Annotated in this window: 20 protein-coding genes, 1 other RNA gene and 1 pseudogene; 4 read left to right on the top strand and 18 right to left on the bottom strand. The window is 39.6% G+C overall.

Annotated elements, in window-relative coordinates:
* Positions 1-71: 71 nt before the first annotated feature.
* Genes ACYTR8_RS03025 through ACYTR8_RS03015 form a run of 3 tightly spaced genes read right to left on the bottom strand, consistent with a single transcriptional unit; the run spans position 72 to position 4,007 of the window.
* Positions 72-1,856: an ABC transporter ATP-binding protein gene (locus tag ACYTR8_RS03025; RefSeq protein ID WP_479641649.1), complete on the bottom strand. Its 1,785-nt coding sequence runs from the start codon at positions 1,854-1,856 to the stop codon at positions 72-74.
* Complete coding sequence (locus tag ACYTR8_RS03020) at positions 1,856-3,565, bottom strand: ABC transporter ATP-binding protein (protein WP_479641648.1); 1,710 nt, start codon at positions 3,563-3,565, stop codon at positions 1,856-1,858. The genes ACYTR8_RS03025 and ACYTR8_RS03020 overlap by 1 nt, the downstream gene beginning before the upstream one ends.
* Positions 3,558-4,007 (bottom strand): MarR family winged helix-turn-helix transcriptional regulator, encoded by a 450-nt coding sequence (locus ACYTR8_RS03015; RefSeq protein WP_003053369.1) that lies wholly within the window; start codon positions 4,005-4,007, stop codon positions 3,558-3,560. Before ACYTR8_RS03015 ends, ACYTR8_RS03020 begins: the two co-directional genes overlap by 8 nt.
* Positions 4,008-4,207: 200 nt before the next feature.
* Here ACYTR8_RS03015 and ACYTR8_RS03010 point away from each other — a divergent pair, with 200 nt between their 5' ends.
* Both ACYTR8_RS03010 and hasC read left to right on the top strand, forming a co-directional pair.
* Positions 4,208-5,224 (top strand): NAD(P)H-dependent glycerol-3-phosphate dehydrogenase, encoded by a 1,017-nt coding sequence (locus tag ACYTR8_RS03010; RefSeq protein WP_003053365.1) that lies wholly within the window; start codon positions 4,208-4,210, stop codon positions 5,222-5,224.
* Between the two features lie 31 nt (positions 5,225-5,255).
* Positions 5,256-6,161, top strand: coding sequence for a UTP--glucose-1-phosphate uridylyltransferase HasC (gene hasC / locus ACYTR8_RS03005; protein ID WP_269760429.1), 906 nt, complete (start codon positions 5,256-5,258; stop codon positions 6,159-6,161).
* Positions 6,162-6,271: 110 nt separating this feature from the next.
* Here the strand turns inward: hasC and ACYTR8_RS03000 are convergent, their stop codons facing one another.
* From ACYTR8_RS03000 to ACYTR8_RS02990, 3 genes are all read right to left on the bottom strand, one after another.
* Entirely contained in the window at positions 6,272-6,943 is a 672-nt protein-coding gene (locus ACYTR8_RS03000) for a rhomboid family intramembrane serine protease (protein WP_111717642.1), read from the bottom strand.
* Positions 6,940-7,467, bottom strand: coding sequence for a 5-formyltetrahydrofolate cyclo-ligase (locus ACYTR8_RS02995; protein ID WP_164714890.1), 528 nt, complete (start codon positions 7,465-7,467; stop codon positions 6,940-6,942). The genes ACYTR8_RS03000 and ACYTR8_RS02995 overlap by 4 nt, the downstream gene beginning before the upstream one ends.
* Before the next feature lie 535 nt (positions 7,468-8,002).
* Positions 8,003-11,281 carry a Cna B-type domain-containing protein gene (locus tag ACYTR8_RS02990; protein WP_479641647.1) on the bottom strand — a complete coding sequence of 1,093 codons (3,279 nt, stop codon included), beginning with the start codon at positions 11,279-11,281 and terminating at the stop codon, positions 8,003-8,005.
* A 442-nt stretch (positions 11,282-11,723) separates the two neighbouring features.
* Between ACYTR8_RS02990 and ACYTR8_RS02985 the strand changes: the two genes are divergently transcribed.
* Positions 11,724-13,229 (top strand): helix-turn-helix domain-containing protein, encoded by a 1,506-nt coding sequence (locus tag ACYTR8_RS02985; protein WP_479641646.1) that lies wholly within the window; start codon positions 11,724-11,726, stop codon positions 13,227-13,229.
* A gap of 113 nt (positions 13,230-13,342) precedes the next feature.
* Here ACYTR8_RS02985 and ACYTR8_RS02980 read toward each other — a convergent pair whose 3' ends face one another.
* The 7 genes and pseudogenes from ACYTR8_RS02980 to ffs form a co-directional block, all read right to left on the bottom strand.
* Complete coding sequence (locus ACYTR8_RS02980; protein ID WP_479641645.1) at positions 13,343-14,467, bottom strand: hypothetical protein; 1,125 nt, start codon at positions 14,465-14,467, stop codon at positions 13,343-13,345.
* A 35-nt stretch (positions 14,468-14,502) separates the two neighbouring features.
* Positions 14,503-15,000, bottom strand: a complete 498-nt coding sequence (locus ACYTR8_RS02975) for a hypothetical protein (protein ID WP_111717647.1) — start codon at positions 14,998-15,000, stop codon at positions 14,503-14,505.
* Between the two features lie 259 nt (positions 15,001-15,259).
* Positions 15,260-16,609 (bottom strand): glucose-6-phosphate isomerase, encoded by a 1,350-nt coding sequence (locus tag ACYTR8_RS02970; RefSeq protein WP_479641644.1) that lies wholly within the window; start codon positions 16,607-16,609, stop codon positions 15,260-15,262.
* Between the two features lie 240 nt (positions 16,610-16,849).
* On the bottom strand, positions 16,850-17,431 hold the full coding sequence (locus ACYTR8_RS02965; protein ID WP_269760782.1) for a TlpA family protein disulfide reductase: 582 nt from the start codon (positions 17,429-17,431) through the stop codon (positions 16,850-16,852).
* 114 nt (positions 17,432-17,545) lie between these two features.
* Entirely contained in the window at positions 17,546-18,166 is a 621-nt protein-coding gene (locus ACYTR8_RS02960) for a hypothetical protein (protein WP_012767582.1), read from the bottom strand.
* Between the two features lie 84 nt (positions 18,167-18,250).
* A pseudogene (locus ACYTR8_RS02955) lies at positions 18,251-18,953 on the bottom strand (exotoxin beta-grasp domain-containing protein).
* 100 nt (positions 18,954-19,053) lie between these two features.
* Positions 19,054-19,152, bottom strand: an RNA gene (gene ffs, locus ACYTR8_RS02950) — signal recognition particle sRNA small type.
* Between the two features lie 224 nt (positions 19,153-19,376).
* On the opposite strand from ffs, the gene ACYTR8_RS02945 reads away from it, so the two are divergent.
* Positions 19,377-20,597, top strand: a complete 1,221-nt coding sequence (locus ACYTR8_RS02945; protein WP_269760959.1) for a transglutaminase domain-containing protein — start codon at positions 19,377-19,379, stop codon at positions 20,595-20,597.
* Positions 20,598-20,698: 101 nt separating this feature from the next.
* Here the strand turns inward: ACYTR8_RS02945 and tadA are convergent, their stop codons facing one another.
* The 5 genes from tadA to tgt all read right to left on the bottom strand — a co-directional run bounded on the left by tadA (position 20,699) and on the right by tgt (position 24,346).
* On the bottom strand, positions 20,699-21,226 hold the full coding sequence (tadA, locus tag ACYTR8_RS02940) for a tRNA adenosine(34) deaminase TadA (protein WP_269760960.1): 528 nt from the start codon (positions 21,224-21,226) through the stop codon (positions 20,699-20,701).
* Positions 21,226-22,005: an MBL fold metallo-hydrolase gene (locus ACYTR8_RS02935; RefSeq protein WP_003052949.1), complete on the bottom strand. Its 780-nt coding sequence runs from the start codon at positions 22,003-22,005 to the stop codon at positions 21,226-21,228. The genes tadA and ACYTR8_RS02935 overlap by 1 nt, the downstream gene beginning before the upstream one ends.
* 139 nt (positions 22,006-22,144) lie before the next feature.
* Positions 22,145-22,684, bottom strand: a complete 540-nt coding sequence (locus ACYTR8_RS02930) for a biotin transporter BioY (RefSeq protein ID WP_479641643.1) — start codon at positions 22,682-22,684, stop codon at positions 22,145-22,147.
* A 3-nt stretch (positions 22,685-22,687) separates the two neighbouring features.
* Positions 22,688-22,999: a CHY zinc finger protein gene (locus ACYTR8_RS02925; RefSeq protein ID WP_479641642.1), complete on the bottom strand. Its 312-nt coding sequence runs from the start codon at positions 22,997-22,999 to the stop codon at positions 22,688-22,690.
* Positions 23,000-23,203: 204 nt separating this feature from the next.
* A complete protein-coding gene (gene tgt, locus ACYTR8_RS02920; protein WP_443597045.1) occupies positions 23,204-24,346 on the bottom strand; it encodes a tRNA guanosine(34) transglycosylase Tgt in 1,143 nt (380 codons plus the stop codon).
* Positions 24,347-24,509 lie beyond the last annotated feature (163 nt).

Raw genomic sequence — 24,509 nt, 5'->3', positions numbered from 1 at the left:
ACCAATCAAGAAAGCTTGACTGCTTTATTGATAAGCAAAAAAACTCCGCTAAGAAGCGGAGCTGATACCATCTATTCAAAGACGAATTGATTGTGATACAATTCGGCGTAAAAGCCTTTTTGATGCAATAATTCCTGATGGTTTCCTTGCTCAATGACCTTGCCATCCTTGAGAACAATAATTTGATCTGCATTTAAAATGGTTTTGAGGCGGTGAGCAATGACAAAGCTGGTTCGACCTGCCACGATAGCTTCCATGGCCCGTTGAATTTTACTTTCGGTAACTGTATCAACATTTGAAGTGGCTTCATCCAAAATCAATACTTCAGGATCAGTAAGCAGGGTTCTGGCAATAGAAATTAACTGCTTTTGACCTGTTGAAAAGACGTTGTCATCATCTGATACATAGGTATTGTACCCTTCTGGTAAGGACATGATAAAGTCATGAATATGGGTTGCACGCGCAGCGGTTTCAACCATGTCTTGACTAATGGTCTGATCGCCAAAACGAATATTATCGGCAATGGTTCCTGAAAAAAGAACTGACTCTTGCAACACAATCCCCACCTTTTGACGAAGGCTATCCAAATCGTAGTCACGAATATCACGCCCATCAAAGGTAATCGAACCTGCATCCACATCGTAGAAACGGTTAATCAAGTTCATAATGGTAGTCTTTCCAGAACCTGTCGGTCCAACCACGGCAATCATTTTGCCCTTGGGTGCCACGATAGATACATCTGATAAGACTTTTTGCCCAGGAAGGTAACCAAAATCAACGTGGTTGATGGCCACTGCCTCTTTTAGGCTGGTAAATGCGGGTGCATTTTGTGGACGAACTTCTTCGGTCTCATCAAACATTTCTTGAATACGATGGGCACCGGTAAAGGCCAACTGCAATTCTCCCCAACTAGACGCAATTTGCATCATGGGTTGGTAATATTGTTGCGAATACTGAACAAAAGTCACCACCAAACCTAGAGCTACGGCAGCTTGTATGGATTTGTCGTTGAGGACAATTGCTGAACCAGCAAAAATCACGATAGCTGTGTTAAGCAGGCTCATTCCATTCATGACTGGGAACAACAGCCCTGAGAACAGACGCCCTTTGAAGGTTGCCTGCCGAACCTTCTCATTGTGTTCCAAAAAACCTGCAACGGTTTCTTCTTGAACGCCCTGCACAATAATCGCTTTTTGGCCAGAAATCTTTTCATCCATGTAAGCATTTAAGGCACTAACCTCTTGCTGTTGAATATTGGTGTATTTTCTTGCCAAACGAATGATAATGACTAGGAAAATAAGAGCAACTGGGGTTGAAGCCATGGTTAACAAAGCCAAGCGGCTATCTTGCCTAAACATCATCCAGACCAAGCCGATGTAGAGGGCAATATTAGTTACCACTTGAACCAAGGATTGGTTCAGCGAGTTTTGAATATTATCCAAATCACTTGTGAAACGAGAAAGAATATCCCCATCTTTATGACGGTCAAAAAAGGCAACCGTCAATCGTTCTAATTTGCCAAATAAGCCCTTACGCATGCGATTGGTTGAATGGGCCACAATACGCGTAAACAAGAAACTGTAAATCAAGTTAGCTAAAACGGTAAAGATATAAGCCATTAATAACTTGAACATCACAGCATTGAAAGCAGATAAATCAGGACTAAAATGCGTCTGACCACTCATCTTAGCAACATAATAAGCTTGTCCTATTTTTCCCAATTCGGTCAAGGACTCGCCTAAAAAGACAGGCGCCTTAACCTGCAAGTAAGTTGCCAGAATAATGGCAGCAGCAATCACTACAAATGATATCCGGTAACGTTTAAAATAAAACCAGAAAAAACGTGCTGTCTTCATTAGTCTTCCTCCTTCCCTTTTTGGGTCTCATAAATTTCACGATAAATCGCATTATTAGCTACCAACTCAGCATGAGTTCCTTCGCCAATCAGTTGACCCTGATCGAGAACTAAAATCTTATCAGCCTTTACCACTGACGAAATTTTTTGGGCAATGATCACTGTGGTGGTCTCTCTCAACTCTTTATTCAAGGCTTCTTGAACTAATCTTTCTGACTTGGCATCCAGAGCTGATGTTGAGTCATCCAATACAAGAATCTTAGGTTGGTTAATGACACCACGCGCAATCGAGATCCGTTGTTTTTGACCACCAGAGAAGTTATTGCCCCGTTCTTCCACTTGGCTTTCATAGCGGTCATCCATACGATCAATAAATTCCTTGGCTTGAGCAATACGCGCTGCTCGTTCCATGGCATAATCATCTGCAGTTGCTGATCCTTGACGGAGATTGTCTGCAATGGTTCCCGAAAAAAGAATAGCCTTTTGCAACACGATAGAAACCGTTTGACGAAGAGTCGCTTGACTCAAGGATTTAATCGGTTTGCCTCCCAGCAAGATTTGACCTTCTTGCGGGTCAAACAAGCGCGGAATAAGCTGTGCCAGTGTAGACTTCCCAGCTCCAGTAGCACCGACAACACCAACCATTTGACCAGGTTCAATCCTAAAGGAAATATGGCGTAAGGTCGGCTCATCATCATTAGGGTAGGTAAAGCTGACATCCTCAAAGACAATACTACCTGAAACCTCTTCTTCTTGCTCGGTGTCAAAGGTCATGGCTGGCTCAGTATTGAGCACCTCTTTGAGACGAGCAATAGAGACAAAGGCACGACTTGCTTGCATGCCCATAAAGCCGACCATGATAATTGAAAACATGATTTGCATCATGTAAGTCATAAAAGAAGCAATATTCCCAATAACGGTAGGATCTGTTTCAACCATACCTGAAACCATATAGATGGACACATACACTGCCAGATAAGATACCAACATCAAAGCAGGTTGCATCAACGAAAAACCGTAGCCGATAAAGAGATTCAAATCTAATAGTTCATTGGACGTTTCTTTAAATTTGGCATATTGTTCCCTTTCTTGCACAAAAGATTTAACCACACGCACGCCACGAAGATTTTCCTTTGCAATTCGATTGATCTTGTCCATCAACTTTTGGAATTTCCCAAAACGTGGGCCCATCTGACTCATGACCAAAGCCATGATAAGACCAATCAAAATAACCATCAGCACAATTACCCACCACAAGTCAGGTAGGGTCTGCACCGCCATGATAAAAGCTCCAATAAAGAGAATCGGCAGACGAAAAAGCACTTGAAACAGCATCATTACCAAATTTTGAATTTGATTAATATCATTGGTCATCCGAACCACGAGGTTCCCAGCATTGAAAGCTTCTACATTGGCATAAGAAAAACTCTGAATTTTTCGGAAGGTCTTCTCACGAATATCCGCTGAGACCCCTTGAGCAATCTTAGCAGCTAAAATAGTATTAACTGCCCCTGAAATCAATCCCATCAGCGCAATGATAAGCAACAATATCCCCACATTGTAAATCTTATCTTGGTTATTTTGAATAACAGCACTCAGCACATCTTTTAAATAATGAGGCTGAAGCAAACTGCTCGCTACCACCCCAATAATCATGATGAGCGAGCCCAATGCGTACCATTTGTAACGCAAAATCGCTTCTTTAAGCATCGTTCTCTCCTTTATAAGTTAGCATATTTTGCTTAAGCTGCTGAATCACCTTTTTAACCGTCAGCAACTCCTCTCTCGTGATTTCTTTAAAGAAATAATGTTCAATATCCTTGCGACATTCTTGCAACAAAGGCAGCTTCTCTCGTCCTGCCTTAGCCAAAATGACTTGCTTGTAGCGCTTGTCTACTTGGGAAGGAAGAACCTTAATAAAACCATTTTTAACCATGCGTTTAACAAGATTACTGGTAACTGATTTTGAAATTTGGAGTTCTTTTTCAATGTCCTTCACAAAAATTTCTTGATCTTGATGCTTGGATAGAAAAACCAAAACGTGTCCCTGGGGTCCTGCTAAATGTTCAAGGTCATATTTCTTTGCAATTTCATCGCTAATTTGTTCAACCTGATGTGTCAACTCACGCAAATCTGCAATTACTCGTGACATCTGTTACCTCCTTGATAGTTTTCATGATAAGTATTTTAGTTCTCTGGATAACTATTGTCAATTAAAATGTCTTGATTTTTAAAAATTATAATTTCCATTCCAAACGGGCAAGACTCGAACCCCTCTGCTATCTTTTCTAATAGAGTTACCTTTCCTCTTATGTTATAATAAGATGATTAGCTCTTAAAGGAGAAGATAAAATGACAAAACAAAAAGTAGCTATTTTAGGACCTGGTTCCTGGGGAACTGCCCTATCACAGGTGCTAAATGATAACGGCCACGACGTTCGTTTATGGGGAAATATTCCCGCTCAAATCGATGAAATTAATACCGAACATACCAATAAACACTATTTTAAAGACATTGTTTTAGATGAAAAGATCAAGGCTACTCTTGATTTAAGAGAAGCTCTAGCAGATGTTGACGCAGTGCTTTTTGTTGTCCCAACCAAGGTGACGCGCTTAGTCGCTAAACAAGTGGCTGAAGTGCTAGACCATAAGGTTGTGGTGATGCATGCCTCTAAAGGGTTAGAACCCGGAACGCACGAGCGCCTATCGACTATCTTAGAAGAAGAAATTCCAGCTGATCTCCGCAGTGAAGTGGTTGTTGTCTCAGGACCAAGCCATGCTGAAGAAACCATTGTTCGTGACATCACCTTGATCACAGCAGCTTCTAAAGATATCGAAGCTGCAAAATACGTCCAATCCCTTTTTAGTAACCACTACTTCCGCCTCTACACTAATACCGATGTGGTAGGTGTTGAAACAGCTGGTGCCCTCAAAAACATTATCGCTGTTGGGGCCGGTGCCCTTCATGGATTAGGTTACGGGGACAATGCTAAGGCAGCTGTGATTACGCGTGGTCTAGCTGAAATCACTCGTCTCGGTGTTAAACTAGGAGCTGATCCCCTCACTTACAGTGGCTTGTCTGGTGTAGGAGATTTGATTGTCACCGGTACTTCTGTCCATTCTCGTAACTGGCGAGCTGGGGATGCCCTTGGACGCGGTGAAAAACTCGAAGATATCGAACGCAATATGGGCATGGTTATCGAAGGCATTTCCACCACTAAGGTTGCCTACGAAATCGCTCAAGAATTGGGTGTTTATATGCCTATCACAAGCGCGATTTACAAATCCATCTACGAAGGAGCCGATATTAAAGAAAGTATCCTTGGCATGATGTCAAATGAATTCCGTTCTGAAAACGAATGGCACTAAGCCATTGATTATAAAAAGTGAGGAGTTACTGATGACCAAAGTCAGAAAAGCCATTATTCCTGCTGCAGGTCTAGGAACACGTTTTTTACCTGCTACCAAAGCTCTTGCCAAAGAGATGTTGCCCATCGTTGATAAACCAACCATCCAGTTTATCGTCGAAGAAGCGCTAAAATCTGGCATCGAGGAAATCCTTGTGGTGACCGGAAAAGCTAAACGCTCTATAGAAGACCATTTTGATTCAAACTTTGAATTAGAATACAACCTCCAAGCTAAGGGGAAAAATGAACTGTTGAAATTAGTGGATGAAACCACTGCCATTAACCTTCATTTTATCCGTCAAAGCCACCCACGAGGACTGGGAGATGCTGTCTTACAAGCCAAAGCCTTCGTTGGTAATGAGCCCTTTGTGGTCATGCTTGGAGATGACTTAATGGACATTACAAATGCATCCGCTAAACCTCTCACCAAACAACTCATGGAAGACTATGACGAGACGCATGCATCCACTATCGCTGTGATGAAAGTTCCTCATGAAGATGTGTCTAGCTATGGGGTTATCGCTCCTCAGGGCAAGGCTGTCAAGGGCCTTTACAGTGTAGACACCTTTGTTGAAAAACCACAACCAGAAGATGCGCCTAGTGATTTGGCTATTATTGGTCGTTACCTCCTAACCCCTGAAATTTTTGATATTTTGGAAAGACAGGCTCCTGGAGCAGGTAATGAAGTGCAACTCACAGATGCTATCGATACCCTCAATAAAACTCAGCGTGTCTTTGCACGAGAATTCAAAGGCAATCGTTACGATGTTGGGGATAAATTTGGATTCATGAAAACATCTATCGACTATGCCCTAGAACACCCACAGGTCAAAGAGGAGTTGAAAAATTACATTATCAAACTAGGAAAAGCTTTGGAAAAAAACGACCCTAAAAACTAAAACACCAAAAAAGGAATTGGAAAACCCCAATTCCTTTTTCAAATAGACTTCATTTGATATGCCTGTCAACAAGTTTTAGAAAGAGCCAACCGCTCACTCTGACCCTTGTCTTATAAAAAGGCTAGCATTAAGACCACACCTAAAACGAGACCATAGGCTAATAAAGCCAAGGCTTTTTGAGATTTTGTTAACCTTAATTCTTGAAGGTTATTTGAAAATCCTAAGCCAATTAAGGCACCCCCCACGACACCACCAATGTGTCCTGCCATGCTTACATTCGGCATGAGCAAATTCAGTAATAGATTGACCACAATCAAGGTCTGGTAAGATTTCCCAAGATCTCTCAAAGCTTGGTTATTCCCAAAAGCACCTAAAACCATAATAGCTGCAAACAGTCCAAATAAAGAAGTTGACGCCCCAGCAGCTACTGTCTCTGGTGTGAGCCACATGGTAAAGGCATTTCCCGTAATTCCTGAAAAAACATAGAGCAAGAGAAAGCGGTGCGACCCCCAAATCTCCTCAGCCATTTGACCAACAAAATAGAGGGTTAAGGCATTCACAAAAAAATGCCCCCAGCCAATATGCACAAAAATCGGAGTAACCAGACGCCACATCTGATTTGGAAAAGCCTTGACGGCCAATCCATACATCCCACCAAATTGATAAATCGCTTGAGAGCTAGTCGCTAGAGAACCATAAACCAACTGCATGGCCATAAATACCAAGGCTGTTAACAGTAAAAAGAAAATAGTAATGGGTTTCTGTTTTAAAAAACGTGTCATCTGCGGTAAACCTCCTGAACAGCGATATCATGGGATTCTGGGACAAATGCCTTCATTTGGCAATCGTAAATGGTGCTAAAAGTCGGGCCACCGTAATCTTGCAAATAACGGTCATAATAGCCACCACCATAACCGATACGAAACCCTTGCTCGTTAAAAGCCACACCGGGAACATGCAGGCAATCAATAGCAGACTTTGGAATTTCCTCCTGACTCTGAGGTTCTAAAATACCAAAGGAAGATAGGACTAAATCGTCAGCCTGATAGCCTACAAAAATCATGTTTCCTTTCTCCAGCACCTTTGGTACCACAACAGTCTTTCCATCTGAAAGCGCCCGCTGGATAAAACCATCTGTTTGGTACTCAGTTGGTAGCGACAGGTAGGTCGCAATCACCTTTGCCTCTTGATAAGCAGAGCTATTGACCACATCTTCCAACAAGGCCTTGTCTTTTTGCTGTTTAAGGATTGGAGGCATGGTGCGCAAGGCTTGCAACACCTCTTGCCGAATGTCTTTTTTTATCATGCCCCTATCATAACATAAAGTCAGAAAAAGATTCAAGGTGCGTTTCCTGTCAAGCATCAGTCAAAGATATCTCACAAAACCTTGTAATGACAAGCTTTCCAGTACATTTAGTTCTGTGTCTGGACCTCTCTAGACACCGCCTTACAAATATATATTAAAAATAAAGGAAATCTAAAAAAGGATTTAAGGAAAGTTTAAGGTTCCTATCGTAGAATAAAACTATCCTAAAAAGCGGTTTACCCAAACCGTTGGGAGAATAGGATTTCCTTGTTTTCCCTTTTCATAAATCTCCTGGGCACCTATCCTCTTAGGTGCCCTCCCTTATTAAGCCTAATCAGTTCGCCGACTGGTTAGGCTTTTTAGCTAGCTGACATATGCCTCCCGCCGACTACTCCTTAGAAGCAAGTAAGACAGGATTTCTGAAACAAACAAAAAAGCCGAGAGCATTTTCATGCTTCCAGCTTCTTTGTTAGAATCTCCTGTTATAGCAACAAGTGATTCTTCGCTTACTAATCATTTATCGTTGAAAAGGTTGTTAAGCTTTTGACACTTTTCTTTTGAGAAAAACCCAAAGTGATACTAGGAAGAGAATCATTGCTCCCACGATAGTAGATAGGACGTGTTCAGCTTCCCCTGTAGCTGGCAAGCTTACCTTAGCCTTAGGTTTTTCAACGGCAGGTAGTTGTGGTTTTTCTTCCTTAGGCCACTCATTGTCAAAATGAATGGAGATTTTAGGCTTACTATCTTCAACTTCAGTTGTGGATCCTGATTGGCCATGTTCAGTTGGTAGAGTTTCCTCAAATTCAACAATCTCTCCTTGACCACCAATCAGCACATCTGGACCTTTCGTATCCTCTACTTCGGTTGCAGAACTTGACTGTCCCTGTTCAGTTGATAAAGTTTCCTCAAATTCAACAATCTCTCCTTGACCACCAATCATCACTTCTGGGACTTTAGTGTCTTCAACTTCGGTTGTTGAACCTGATTGACCTTGTTCAGTTGGTAAAGTTTCCTCGAAATCAATAGATTGACCCGCCTCAGTAATCGGCTTGTCATTATCAATCATTACAATAGGATCATCACCTACAATTAATGTACTGTCTACCCAAATTTGTCCTTTCTCATCAATTGTGAAGGTAATTGGAGCTGCCAATTCATAACCTTCTGGCGCTGCCGTCTCCACAAATTGATAAGTCCCTGGCATCAAGTAGAAAACTTTAACTGTGCCGTCTGATACCCATGATTGAATAGTTTGACCTGATAGATGACGTAGTTCAATCATAGCACCTGCTAATTCTTTACCATTAATATCATGTTTTGAGAATTTAACGTGAGTCGTACTATCTTCCTCAATTGTAGTATTACCAGACTGCCCAGTCTCTCCTGATAAACCTGACATGGTATCAATTGGACGACTATCTTCAATCGTCGTGGTTCCACCTGACTCATGCTCTTCTGTTGGTAAAGTTTCATCAAGTCCAAGAATTGGTCCATGTTGAGTGATAACTTCACGTTTGGTATTGATAATATCATTACCTGAGTAGGTCACATCATAACCAGCAGGAACAGTTACTTCTTTAACAGAATAAGTGATTTCTTTTCCTGATTTTCCATATTTCTTCAAGTTTTTAAATTCGAATGACCATTCATCACCTGAACCAGAAACATATTTTTTCTGATCCTCAATAGCTACCCCATCAGCATAAAGCTGCACTTGAATATCTTCAGGACGGTCAGCTGCTGCATCGTTTTTCCAAAGCTTACGGCCTTTAAAGGATGTTAGAGTATTTTCAGTAATAACTTTAGAACCTGATTGACCTCTTACTTCAGAGTTCCCAAATTCAAGACTAAAGTTATTGTTTTCAAATATAAATTCTGTTTCTCTTGTATTATAAATATCATTCCCCAAGTATGAAACTTTGTAGCCATCTGGAACTGTTACTTCTTCAACAGAATACTTATATTCCTTACCTGTTTCATCGTATTTTGGTAAATCAACAAATGTGTAAGACCAATCATTAGCCTTAGTAACTGTTTTTATTTTATCTTTGATAGGAACTTTATCTTGTAATAGTTGCACTTGAATAGATTCTGGCCGTTGGTCTGCGCGGTCATTCTTCCAAATTTTCTTACCAGAAAATTTAGTAGTTTCTTTATTTATGTATCTGTTAGTGATAGTGAAATTATACGGAGATATTTCTTCAATAATAGGAATCTCATAATCATTAGCTTGAGTTTCCAAAACGGAGTAATTATTTACTTTTCCCTCTGAATTGAATTTAGGAAGATTCTCAAAGGCATAGTTCCAGTTATCACCGTTAGGATAAACGATAATATCTGTTTTACCCATAACCGGTTTTCCAGACTCTAAAAGAGTTAAAAATAAGTGCGTTGGACGTTTTTTAAATTTATTATTATAGTCATCCCAAATTTTAGTAACCGATAAGTTAACTTTTTCTGATAGTGGTACTTTTCTCTTTTTATTTGTAATTTTAAAAATCTTTCCTTCCAAGTCACTATCCTTAACCTCAAAGGAATATTTTTGTGAATCGAATGGGTCAAATTCTATCCACTCTGGTGCTCTAACTTCTTTTAATTCGTACTGGCCTTCAGGAAGTCCTTTTTGACATGCTATACCTAATTGATTTGTAATAATTTTCCAAACTTTACCGGTTATCTTTGATTTTATTTCAAATTCTACCCCTTCAATACCTATTTCTGTTCCTTCAATTATTTTTAAAATTCGTACTTCCCCTCTGACCGTTCCCTTTGCCCAACCTCCTTGGCGAAGTATTTGAACATAAGCACTTGTCGAGTTAGGATCAATAGGCCAATTTTCACCTCTTACCTCTACCTTAGATTCATTCCGTACATATTCAATTGACGAATTCTCCAGAACCTCCTTCTTAATCTTAGCATACAAATGAATTTGCATTTCACTTTCGTTTAGCTCTTGATAGCTTCCATTATCATATTGAATTTTTTCTGGTATATTTATTGAAACAGTCTGGCCACTAAACTCCACTTTAATACCATAATTTTCGGCTTCTTTTAAACTTAACCATCCATTTTTAGACTTTAGAAGCTCATCACCAATCCATCCACCAGTAAAATTGATTGCATATTTCTCTCTAAGATTTTTTTCGACATCCCAAGTCATTGTTGAATCTAATGTATCGGTAACAAGAAATCCTACTCCATTAGTTGACTTCCTAGCAGCATTAAAAGTAAATGACCATCTTACTGAATCCTCATTTTGAGTATCTGGAATATCACCTGATTTGTAGTAAATATTGTCCGTAGCCGTACCTCCTCTCTCTTTCTGAATAACAACCTCAGCATGTTTAGTTCCTGAAATAACTTTTAATTTAACTGATTCATCTCTCTGATTTGTATTTCTTGCAAAAAGATCAAAATAAAAACCACCTTCTACATTGTGTAAGTTTTTCACCCCATTTGTAAAAATCGCCCTTATGGTTTTACTTTTATTATCAAATTTAACTTCTCCCAAGATATTTTGAGTCTTTGTATCTTTCAGTGGAATTGAAGGCTTCTCTAAATTAAAAGAAGAATCTGGCCCCTCAAACTTTAATTCAAAATAATCTCCGTAACTCAAATGTAAACTGTCTTTAACTTTAAATTCTACTTGAGTACGAAAAACACCTCCATCAGGAATTTCTGTCTTATCAAAGTCAAGTCTTGTAACCACCTCATTACTAACATCTCTTCCCTCCGCTTCCACTGTCTGCATTGCAAATATCCCCAACACAGCAAAAAGAAACAAGACCAGTGTCTTGAGTACTTTGTTCTTCATTTCTCTCTCCTCCAAAAGTGAGTGTTCTCAACTTGTTTGATAACTAAGCCAGAAACTCTCAACTTTGTTTTTTAAATTTCCGTTACTAGGATAGCACATTAATCGTTTTTTCCGAAATAATCTGGTGGATTTTTCCTTCCTAAGAGTTTCTACTTTTTTATCTAATCTCAAGAGCTTTATTCTATTATTTTTAATTTTTATAACTTTTCGTTTTTTTAGTTTTTTAGTTTTTTTAGAATATTTATTCATTTTTAGGTCTTTCAAAATCTTTTGTCATTTTAAATCATCCTTTTCATCGTTAATGGTCACTCCTTAAAAGACGTCACTTTTGTCTTAATTTGTGTTAAATTAGCCCAATCATGCTATTTTAGTTGACTTTTTGCAAAGTTCCGTTACAATATATAGAAATTATACAATTTAATTTAAGGAGAGAGAAATTACATTGTTAGATCATTACTTGGAGCCCGACATTATTGACCAGAAGGTCTTAATGGCTATTTTATTGACCGAAAGAGAACTGACCTTAGAGTCTGTTTGCTCGCAAACCGCTTTGACTGCTCAAAAAGTGAAGCAGTATTTCCGCCAGTTTAACGCCCTCTTTAAAGGTTCTCTACGCATTGAACTCGTCAAATCGATGATTTATTGTGAGGTGCTTGAAGATAAGGAAGATGGTTTCTTCTACGATATCTTTGGTTTGTCAGACACTTTAAAGATGCTTACCTTTTTACTGACTGACAACCAGCATAACAAGGCCATTGCAACCTACACGCGCCAGCATTTCATTTCCCAATCAAAGGCTTACCGCCTTATTCATAAACTCAAAGACTATCTGCAAACCATTGGCTTGGACGTTGTGGACAATACGGTTGTTGGGGATGAATTGCGCATTCGCTATTTAATCGCCCTCTTGCATAAAGAGTATGGTATTGTGCTGTACGATATCCGTCCTGAAGACATTGAGATCATTCATTCTTTTATCTTTGCGACACAAAGAAACCTGAAACCGTCTGCCTTTTTGGATAAGAAATTCCTCTTTTTTGACATCTTACTGATGTTGTCCTGGAGAAGGCACAAGCATCCTGTTCGCTTACCTGACTTACCGTTATTTAACCAGCTCAAAACCTTATCCATTTTCGATGAAATCAAGCATTATGCTGTCTCTGAAATTGAACCTCGAACCCAGCGTCAATTATCAGCTGATGATTTTGACTACCTCTTTTTGATTTACTTAACAGCGGACAATTCTTTTCTCACGGATTACTGGACAGTAGAACATAGGGAGCAGCTTTTTAAGGTGATTGCTGAAGATTCCGACTATCGACGATTGGCGAGTCGCTTACAAGCACTGGTAGGGGACCATTATGACATTACCCAGCACATGTCTAGCTTACTCCCTTTCTTTAGAAGGACCCTCTATAATTTACAGACGCTCATTACCTTTGATGGTTACTATTCTGACCAGTATCAAGGAAATACCCTCTTACTTGAAAAAATCAAAACCGTTATCAAAGATTGGCTAGCTGATACTGGTAGACAGGGAAATCTCAGCATGGGGCATCTCCATCTTATGTGTCTGTTGTTTGAGCAAATTTTGGAGAATTCTGTGCATCCAATCGCCATCACTATTGTAGAAAGCCAAGAAACCATTGGTGATATTATCACTCGATTTATTAGTTCGACCATTCCTGCTTATAAGGTTGACCTATCACGGATCAATATCTTGTCTGAAAACATTTATCATTATGATAAACCCGTCGATTTGGTTGTCACCAGTCAAAACTTGCTGCCATTTCTCAAAGAACTTGAGGTCTTCCCAAAAGAGACCTGTTTGTTTGGCTTAAGTTTAGATGGTATTCAGCAACAATGTGAGGACTTGACTAAAACTATCTTAGCCTTGCACCAACAACATTATCAAAAACGTTTGGAAGAGCTCTTGGTCTCCCCCTAATCCCTTATCAAAAAACATCGTCTCTAAAGTACTAAAGACTTTAGGGACTTTTTTAATCCTTATGACAACAAAAAAGCCCTTTCGGGCTTTAGTCTGTGATTGCTGTGTAAAGTTTAGGATGCTTTATATTCTGTGTAGCCTTCTGTTTTAAGGCTTGCAATCAAATTTTCTAAGTCTTCGGTGCTGTAACCACCTACCGTCTGAGCATCTTCAGTAACGAGTTTGTCATTGACTACTTCTGCGCTATAACCATAGTAACCATAACTTACCGTTGGTTTCCCGCTATAAGTTTCTGTAATTTTATAGACCGTTACCAAGCTGACTTGCTCACTGCTGTCACTAGAGAAAAATCCAGAGTAGTTTGGGTCATATTTTAAATAGTCCCCGACTTTTTCAATAGTGTAGGTAAATGATGAGGTGTTTTCATGTTTAGACTTGACCAAATCATCATTTTTTGCCAATAAATCGTTGAGGTTGCCAATTTCTGTGATACCTTTCAGCCCAGATACTTTGATGGTCATTTCTTTAGGCGAAATGCTTTCCCCCTTGGCCAATAGCTTTTCAAGATATGATTCTGATAAGCTCAGTCTAACTTTATCTCCATTAGATAGATTTTCTTCCTCATCATTGTCTCGGAAGGGTTCTTGACCATCCTTATCTTTTGGTAAGACCAAGCTAGCATAGTTATTATAACCTTTGAAGGTCACTGGATTGTCTTTCAGGAAATCCTTAAGGCTCACCGTTTTAATTTTTTCTAATCCTTTAACCGTGAAAACTTTCTTTTCGGATTTAACGGGAGATTTACTGCTTGTTGATGTCACACGAAAAATTACCTTATCCCCATTTTTAAGGTTATCTGCATGATCAAAGTCACACCTAATAGTCCCTAGCATGGTCATGGCGCGGTCATAGTTGGCTTGTAACTTAGGATCTAACCGAATATCTGTCATCAAGACAGGGTCATTGGATAATAACTCTTCTGTCTGCTTTTTGGTGAAGCCGACTGAACGGTAGACAACTCTGCTCACTTCATTACCGACATCTCGACCATTATAGGTTAGCGAACCGTAGCCATCATAGCCACTATAAGAGGGCTTTACATGGCTGATAATGCTTTTAGGCTGGTTCTTGTAATAATGGTAACCAGCAAAGCCTACTAATACCAAAACAATACCTACTACCAAGTGTTTACTATTTTGTTTCATCCACTTTTTTAACTCATCCACATTTATTGTCATCTGTCTTCCTGCTTTCTTATCAGTACCTTGAGTGATTAGTTGTTAGTCATGGCATCAATCAAGCGATCCGTTTGCTCAGCTGTGTGCTTTCCAACATCCGTCGCTTGGTAACGTTGATTGATAAGGGCTTGAATATCTTCTTTACACTGCATAGCCTTTTCTTTTTCAAAAACAGCTACGCTAATAGGATGCACTTGACCAGATGTTAATCCCAAGGTTAAAATAGTTTGGAAGGAACTCAACACGGTTAAGATACCATAAGCACCTAAAATCAGACCCCCGAAGAAAGAATCGGATAACATATTCATCCCAATGAGGGCAAACAAAAGACCCCAAAAGAAAGATTTCAAATCTAACTTGAACGAGTCATCGACTGTCGAAACTTGCTCCACAGGAATCGTACGGTTTTGCGCACCAAGTGGAATAACCTTTAAAATGGTATTAGGATTAGATACTTTAATAAAGTTTCCCTCTAAACTCACCGTTGCCTTTAAGTAATATGTCAAGTATGACATAATGAATGAATATTTCATCTCAATCTCCCTCTGAAAATAATGGTTTCGGTTTTTCCGAACTAATACTTATTATATGCTAGTCCATAAGAACCTGTCAATATTATTTGAGAAAAAAATTAAAAAACTTTGGCAATTTTCTTTTATTAGGGATAAAAGCCTATTGACTCTATGGAAGACATTAAAAAAATTATCTTTGACGACCTGTTGTGATAAAGAGATGTCTTAGAGACAACTAAAAAGGCCTCCTCTAGGGAAGCCTTTTCTCATTATCTGTTTATTAGAGGCGAGCGTTAAGCTCTGCTGATAATTCTTCAAAACCTGGTTTTCCAAGGAGCGCAAACATGTTACGTTTGTAAGCTTCAACACCTGGTTGATCAAATGGGTTAACAGCATTCATGTAGCCTGAAACCGCGATAGCAAGCTCAAAGAAGTAAATAGTGTAACCAAGGGTAAATTCGTCTTGAGCTGGTAGAGTGACAAACATGTTTGGCACACCGCCATCTGTGTGGGCAAGAAGCACACCATCTGTAGCTTTCTTGTTAACGAAATCAACGTCTTTACCTTGAAGGTAACCAAGTCCATCTAGGTCTTCTGCTAATTCAGGAATGATAACATTTTTACGAGGTTTATCAACACGAATAACTGTTTCAAAGAGATTACGGTAACCTTCTTGGATAAATTGACCAAGTGAGTGTAAGTCTGTTGAGAAGTTAGCTGAAGTTGGGTAAATCCCTTTTTGGTCTTTTCCTTCTGATTCACCGGCTAATTGTTTCCACCATTCTCCAAAGTATTGAAGAGATGGCTCGTAGTTAGCCAAGATTTCAGTGATGTAGCCTTTACGGTAAAGCACATTACGAACTACAGCGTATTGGTAAGCAATGTTTTCAGAGATTTTGTCTGAAGAAAGGTCTTTACGCGCTGCATTTGCACCTTTCATAAGAGCTGTGATATCTGCACCTGATGCAGCAATTGGCAACAAACCAACAGCAGTCAAGACTGAGAAACGACCACCGACATTATCTGGCACCACAAATGTCTCCCAGTTGTTAGCGTCAGCTTCTACCTTAACAGCACCTTTCACTTTGTCTGTTGTAGCGTAGATACGTTTGTTAGCTTCTTCTTGGCCATATTTTTTAACCAAAAGTTCTTTGAAGACACGGAAAGCAATCGCTGGCTCAGTGGTTGTTCCTGATTTAGAAATCACGTTTACTGAGAACTCTTTGTCTTGAACGTACTCTACAAGGTCAGCTAAGTAAGTTGATGAAATAGAGTTTCCAGCGTAAAGAATTTGTGGCGCTTTGCGCTCTTTGGCAGTTTGTAAGTTAGCAAAGTGATGGTTTAAGAAATCGATAGCAGCTTTGGCACCAAGGTATGACCCACCAATACCGATCACCACAAGAACTTCGCTGTCTGACTTAATTTTTTCAGCAGCAGTCAAGATACGTGCAAATTCATCTTTATCATAGTTTTCTGGAAGATCAAGCCAGCCCAAGAAATCTGAACCTGGTCCAGTTCCTTCACGCAATAACTTGTCGGCTTCTGTAACTTGGCCTTGTAAAAAATCAATTTCATGTTGTCCCGCAAATGACTCGAGGACTTTTGAATAATCAAATGTAATATGTGACATGAGTTTCACTCCCTTAAATTTTAGGTTCCACTAGTATGATAACCTTTTCTATCTAATATTTCAATGGTTTTTATCGGATTTCGACCTCGAAAAAAGTATCGTTTTTGAAAAGGTTTTCAAGTTTTCATCCTTATGAAAACAAGCTATGCGTGGCTCCTCTAAGGACAATGGAGTTGACGATAACCTTTTGTTTTCATAGTTTCTGAAATTTTTATGAAATAATAGAAATACTTACTCTAGTTATGAGTCTTTATTCTGTTGAGGCAAGAGGTTTAAAATTTGGCTCTCCAGTTCGTTTTCCGTCATATCTGCAGTGGTGACGTGTTTAACCACTCCTTTCTTATCAAGGAAAAAATAGGTGGGAACAGCAGTTACTTGTAACTGATTAGCAGCCGCCATCTGCTGATCATAATAAATAGGAATCTCATAAGGCAGTTGTTGACGGTAGTTAGCTGCCCTGTCTCTAGTTTCTTTGCCTTGTGCGGATCCGGTCGCATTCAAAAAGATAAAAGTGATGTCGTCATGGTAAGTTTGGTATAGTTTACTCATGATAGGCATCGCTTTTTGGCAATGCTGACACCAGCTGGCCCAATCCATCAGAACCATAGGCTTGCCTTTAAACTCACTTAGAGACACGCCTTGCCCCTCTTGTGTCATGATCTGGACGTCAGGAAGTGGTTGGTTAACCCAACGACTAGCAGGAATAGCTTCCGGTTGAGCTGGGGAAGTGACTTGTTTAGAACGCCATAGCATAAAGCCTAAGACAATCACAAATAAACATAATATGCCAATAAGCGCGTAAAAATGACGATAGGTCTTCATCCGTCGAACCTCTTTTCCAGGTATTTTCATTTACTTTATTAAATCATAACACAATATCATCTTTGGCTGCTTAATCTTGTCTATCAAAAAACGACCTTCAGGCCGTTTGATTTGTTATTTGAGGGATTTGATAATTTCAATACGGGTAATAACCCCTTCGTGCATATGATCAATGCGCAAAGCGACATCCGCAAAGGCAATCGATGCTCCAATTGATGGGAGTTTATCTTCCATTTCTAAGTGACGAAGCATCAATTCACGCATCAATTCATCTTTACTAGCAGCTGGTAAAGTCACACGCGCCAGCACATTTGCCACCTTAACTTTTTGGCTACCTCGGACAACCACACTAGACGTGTCATCAAAACTAGTAAAGAGGTATTTCCGAGTGGCAAACAAAATGGTTAGCGCCACCACACTTAGCAGGGAATCTACAGGCGAGCCATGAGCAACAACAATCTGACGCGCAATGGCAAATAAGAGAACTTCAATAATGGTGCCTGAAGTATGTTTACTCAACATTTTGATTAACTCGACACCAATCGCAATACTCATCGCCTGGTTGAGAAAATTCTGCAAGTAGGTGTCCAAACCACTCTTAATTGAGAAAATCCCGGTCAGCATCAAGGCCAAATGCCCAGTCAAAATCAACAACGATACTAATAATATGATTGAAATCAAAATTTCAACATAATACGACAATTCGTATAACCTAACTTGTAAATATTTTCTCATGCTATCTCCTTCACATTACCTCTTCTCATTATATAAAAATTATCATCGTTTGAACACTAAAAAAGCAAGCCCTAGACGGACTTGCTAGTGTGTTTTTAAGTAGATATCAAAATGACTAATTTCTTCACTATTAAAAACCTTATTATCTCTATACCTTTTAAAGAAACGATTTCGACCTAGAATCTTATCATTCTTATTAAATAAATCAACTTCATAATGTTTACTATCTTTGGTAGCTAGAAAAAGCTCCCCGATATATAACGCGATTCCGAATCATAGATACTGTATTTTTCCATTAGAAATTTTCTTATTTTAAAATCAAATTCTTGCAAAGTAAATTGCTTATGCTTTATTAAAATAGTATCAGAGGGGAGACTGGTTTCTTCTCCATCTTGATTTAAAATCCCTACAAACTGCAATGATTGATGTTTGTCATCCGAATGTTTCACAACACCACCATAAATATTATCTACATTGGGTGATGAAAAATTGTAAGGGAGCCCAAAAGCATCTACCTTATCCCCTTTGATAAAGTTATCAGTAATCCCTAAAGATACAATAGAATCAACATACAAAACACATCCAGATTTCTTTTGTCCAATATTAATATGTATATTGTTCGTAGTAACAAATGTAATCTCTACATTTTCATACTCAAGTGGAGTAACATCATAAGCAAATCTTAAGCTTGCTTTCAAATCTTTTAATATTTCATCCGCATAAACTAATTTACTTCCATAGCTTAAACCCATGATAATATGATAATTTTCAAAATTTTGATTTTCATTTAAAACGTTTTATGTCCTGTTTCATACCTCTTAACCTCACTAAAAATATCGATAAATTTCAACAACTGATAGCTCTATAGAAAGCTGAGATTACTTTAATAAAGGTAACAAAAAAGAGCACACACCTGACAATCGCTTAGGGCTGCTGGATTCCTCCCCTGACCCACTTCACGCACAAGTGTTGCTCCACTTTTATTATAGCATACTATGATGCATTTGCAAAGGCTTCTTCTTGAAGACTTTAGCACACTTTTCTTTGATTCCTGCTAATGACTTCTTGTTATCTCTTTCATTTTACTAAGGAAGTTCACAAAGGACGTTTTTCAGAAAATACAATTTTATTTTGAAAACGTTTCACTTTCAATCAATTGCTCTTCTCTCTATGATATAATGAAAGGGATTAGATTAGAACGGGGATGGTTATGAAAAAAGGGATTAAATGCTTAACAATAATGATTTTTGTGATGCTTGGCTTATCTGCTTGTAGTCTCATTAGTCAACCTTCTAACCAAGAAAATAGCCTTACTTTAACAGGTCAAAAACGACAAAAAACCATCGCAAAAGTGGGACAGCATTACTATTTTCAACAACTGTCTAAACCCGAACAAGAAAATTACCTCACTTTGCATGACAGTCTCTCACAGTTTCGTGAAGTTATCAGTTTAGCACCTACTTCTAAAGAAAGCCTCATCAAAACTGTAGATGCTTTTATGATGGATAATCCTGAGTTTTACTGGATTACTTCGGCGGATTACCGTTTTGAACTTTCGAACCAAAATGCCTTTGTCACCTTTCCGCTGCCAAAAGACGTTGAAAAAACCTACCAAACCTTACAAACCATCGGTGACAGTATTATAGCTAAAATGCCAGCAGAAAATGATTATGAGAAAGTGAAGTATTTCTACGAGGTGATTATCCAAGACACCGATTACAACAAAGCCGCTTTTGAAGCTTATCAATCGGGTGATCAAACTCAGATTTCTTCTAACCAGGATATCAAAAGTGTCTTTATTGATCATTTATCCGTGTGTAATGGTTACGCCCAAGCTTTTCAATTTCTCTGCCAGAAAGCTAATATTCCCGTTGCCTACATTAGAGGAACAGGAACATCTCGCCAAACGCAGGAAGCCTTTCCTCATGCTTGGAATGCTGTCCAGCTTAATGGTCAATACTACGGAGTAGATACGACTTGGGGCGATCCAGTCTTTGATAACCACTTGTCTCAACAGCAACAAACTGGCATCAATTACAGCTTCCTTTGCTTACCAGATCAACTCATGTCGTTATCTCACCAAGCTAGCAAAGACATCGTCTTCAATGCTAAAGAGACCTCTAAAAACGTGTGGAAGATTCCGGTATGTACAGATGATAGCCTCATTTACGCTAAGCGTAACCAAAGTTATCTGACTACTTTTGACACTAATGTCATCCTCAACAGCCTAGAAGGCCAATTGTTACAAGGACAAGAACAGGTTAGTCTCCAATTTGCCAATCAGGCTGACTATGACCAGATGGTTGCAGATGTCGTCGATAACCAAGCCAGATACCACAACTTGTTTAGTCACTACTGGGACAATTATAGTGGCTTCTCTTATGGACTCTTAGCAGAAACCTTGAGTATTACCTTTACCAATCGTACTTAGATGACTAAGAACCACAGGACAGTTACTGCCCCTTTCTATCTTAAATACATCTATCCGCCCAAAAAGAGACTTAGTTATCCTTCTAAGTCTCTTTTTCTTGATTAGGTTTCGTCATTAGCAAGCAGTGCTTCTTGCTCTTTAGCTAGACGCTTAGCTTCTTTTTGACGTTCACGTCCTTGTCTAAAGAAGGTTTGCATGATGTTAGCACAGTCTTGTGCTAGCAGTCCACGCTCCACTTGCACGCGGTGGTTCAGTCGCTCATCTGTCAAAATCTGGTAAAGGCTGTCTGTCCCACCAAACTTTTGATTGCTGGCTCCATAGATGACATGGGGAATTCTTGCTAGCCCAATAGCACCACTACACATCACACAAGGCTCGATGGTCACAAACATCGTGGTGTCCAATAATCGCCAGTTTCCTTCATGAGCGTTAGCCTCGTTAATAGCCATCATTTCGGCGTGCATAATGGCTTGGTTACTCTCTTCACGCGCATTGTGCCCACGACCAATAATCTCGCCATCCTTGACAATGACACAGCCAATAGGGATTTCAGCTTTCTGCAAGGATTTTTCGGCTTCTTTTAAAGCCTCTTGCATGAAATAAATTTGTTCGTCTAAACTATACAACATTAGGAAAAACTCCCCAAATCCCACGACTTATGAGGGAATGCCAATTCAACAGGAATACTTCCTGCGTACACTTGTGTTTCTTGCCTTAACACTTCCAAGTGATTGTCAGGATCAATACCTTCTGGAGGAACCGGTGGCATGTGGGTCAAGACAAGCTTCTTAACACCTGCCTGGCTAGCCATTAGTCCTGCTTCCTTACTGGTCAAATGTGCCATATGATTTTCATTGCCTTCGTATAAGTAAACATCTGCTAAGAAAAGGTCTGCTTCTTTTGCAAAGTCTGCCAATCCTTCAAAATAACCACTGTCTCCAGTAAAGACAAGTACCTGACCAGTCGCTCTCTCTACAATTCGAAAGGCATAGCACACAACTGGATGAACCGTTTTAAGAAAGGTAATGTCAAAAGGACCAATCCGTTCAACTCCAGTAACATCATAAGCTTTTCCTTCGGAAACATCAGGAATGCTTAACTTAGCAAATTCGTGTCGATCCTCATCATGCCCATAAATAGGTAGTACCTTTGGTTCCCACAAGTGTTTGGGGTAAAGTTGAAAATAATGTCGCAATACTCCTAAGTCGGCTACGTGATCAGGATGGTAGTGGCTAATAATCACTGCATCCAAATCGAGAGGACTGATTTCTTTCTCCAGCTCATTGAGCGCTCGACTACCAGCATCCATCAGTAATTGAAAGCCGTCATGTCCTGTCAGCAAATAAGACGTTGTTCCTGCCTCTTGGTAAGGATAAGCTCCCCAGGAGCCTAAAGTGGTTAATTTCATCTCAAACCCTTCTTTCTTGCTTTCCTACTATTATAACAAAAATTAGTGTTAACAAGGGGCTGAGACTCACCAAAAACAGGTCCTAGCAGATAAATCCGCCAAGACCTGTTCAACACAACTTAACTATTTGATGATTAGATTACTGTTTTGTATTCAAGAAACTGTCTTTGTATTTAACAGCAATAATCGTTGCAATAATTGCTTTGATGGTATCTCCTGGAATAAAGACCAAGTTTGATAACAGAGAAGCCATCAACGGCATCCCTGTGTAAGCTGCCAACCAAATCGCTCCCATCACATCCACTAGCAAGACTCCAGAAATGAATAAGGCTAAGAAAGCAAGTGGTGTGTTCTTTGAGAACCAGTTACGGTAAAGTAATGAAAAGGCAATTGGGACAAGAAGGTAGGCAATAACATACCCAGCTGATGGTCCCATCAAGACTGGAATAGTTGTTCGTGATCCTGAGAAAACTGGTAAGAAAAGCCCAATCACTAAGAATAAGAAAACAGATAGGGTTCCTTTTTTACCACCCAACATCAATCCAGCCAACATGATGCCTAAGTTTTGTAAAACAATAGGGACTGGGATAAAGCCTAGCGGGATAGCAGGAATAAAGCCTAAAATAATGATCAAAGTGGTCATCATAGCCACCTTAACAAGTTCCTTGGTTGTAAACATCAGTTACGACTCCTTTAAAAAATAGATATCCTTGTGTCGATGACAGGCCGGATTAAAGGGTCTTTGACAATAGGGACAATGACCACACGCATACTCAGCTCGACTCAAGAGCTTTCGACAATGGCCACAAATCACAGGAAACATTTCAGCAGGCCCTGTTGGCACAAAGGCATGCTCTGTTAACTGGTCATGGCAATGGTAACAAGCATAATAAGTCTGACAAAAAGCACATTTGAGGCCAACAATATCAAGAGTTGTGTGATAGTGCAGGCATCGATACTCTTGGTCAAGGTCAATTCCAAAACAGTCCGTCATATCTCATCCTCTTGTAATAGTTTAATCAAAAGCTTATCCTTTGTCAACTGCATTTTTTGAAAAGGGTAACTATTTTCTGAAAAAGAACAAGGAAAAAACAAATTTTCAGCTCTGAGCATCGCACAGTACCTACTTGTCTACACAAAAAATCCTGAAAACAGAGACGATAAGCTTCCATCTGTTTCAGGATTTTATCATATCTAACTAGAAATTACGGTTAGATTTGTTATAACCATACCGTTCAAGGAAATCTTGGCGGAATTCAAGTAAGTTATCGTCCATAATAGCCTGACGTACTTGTTTCATCAAGTTAACCAAGAAATAAAGGTTGTGGTAGCTTGTCAAACGAATACCAAAAGTTTCGTCCGCTTTTAGTAAGTGACGAATGTAGGCACGGCTATAGTTTTGGCAAGTGTAGCAGTTACAATCATGGTCTAATGGCGTGAAATCCTCTGCAAACTTAGCATTTTTAACCACGAGGCGTCCCTCACTAGTCATACAGGTCCCATTACGAGCAATACGCGTTGGCAAGACACAGTCAAACATATCGACGCCGCGAATCACACCATCAATCAAGCTATCCGGGGCTCCTACCCCCATCAAGTAACGCGGTTTGTTTTCTGGTAAGAGTGGGGTTGTAAAATCAAGAACAGCATTCATTTCTTCATGCGTTTCTCCAACAGCCAAGCCTCCAATAGAATAACCTGGAAAATCCATAGCTACTAAATCTGCCGCTGACTGACGACGAAGGTCCTCAAATCCAGCTCCTTGAACAATTCCAAACAACCCTTGGTCATGAGGACGACGATGGGCTTTTAAGCCACGTTCTGCCCAACGGCTAGTACGTTCAATGGATTTTTTCACGTAATCATAAGGTTGGTAAAATTGCGGGCACTCGTCAAAACTCATCATGATGTCAGAACCAAGATTGTTTTGGATAGAGATGGCTTTTTCGGGCGATAGAAACATTTTTGAGCCATTCAAGTGATTTTTAAAGGTGACCCCTTCTTCAGTGATGTTTCGTGAATCGGCTAAAGAGTAAACTTGAAAACCGCCCGAATCGGTTAAGATTGGCTGATCCCAATTCATGAACTTGTGCAGACCACCTGCACGAGCAATCAAATCATCTCCTGGACGCAACCAGAGGTGATAAGTGTTTGATAAAATAATCCCTGATCCAATAGCTTTTAACTCTTCTGGAGACTGTGTTTTAACAGTAGCCTGAGTTCCTACCGGCATAAACATAGGGGTTGGGAAAGTCCCGTGAGGGGTGATAATTTCTCCTAAGCGTGCACCCGTGTGCTTTTCTTTTTTGATAAGGCGATACTTAATCGGATAATCTGTCATGTGCTTTCTTCCTTGCTATCAAGATAAACAGTCTTGAGCTTTTTTGATCTGCCTGAGTTTCCATCATAATGAAGGGCTTCAAGATGACATGTTGTTCCAGCGCCTATCATTTTATCAAAAAATTGCAAACTTGTCATGCCTTCCTAGACAGCAGAATTACCCT

This window comes from Streptococcus sp. F2 (genome assembly GCF_056500955.1).
Note: the sequence above shows the minus strand (reverse complement) of the source record. Positions and strands in the feature narration are given on the sequence as shown.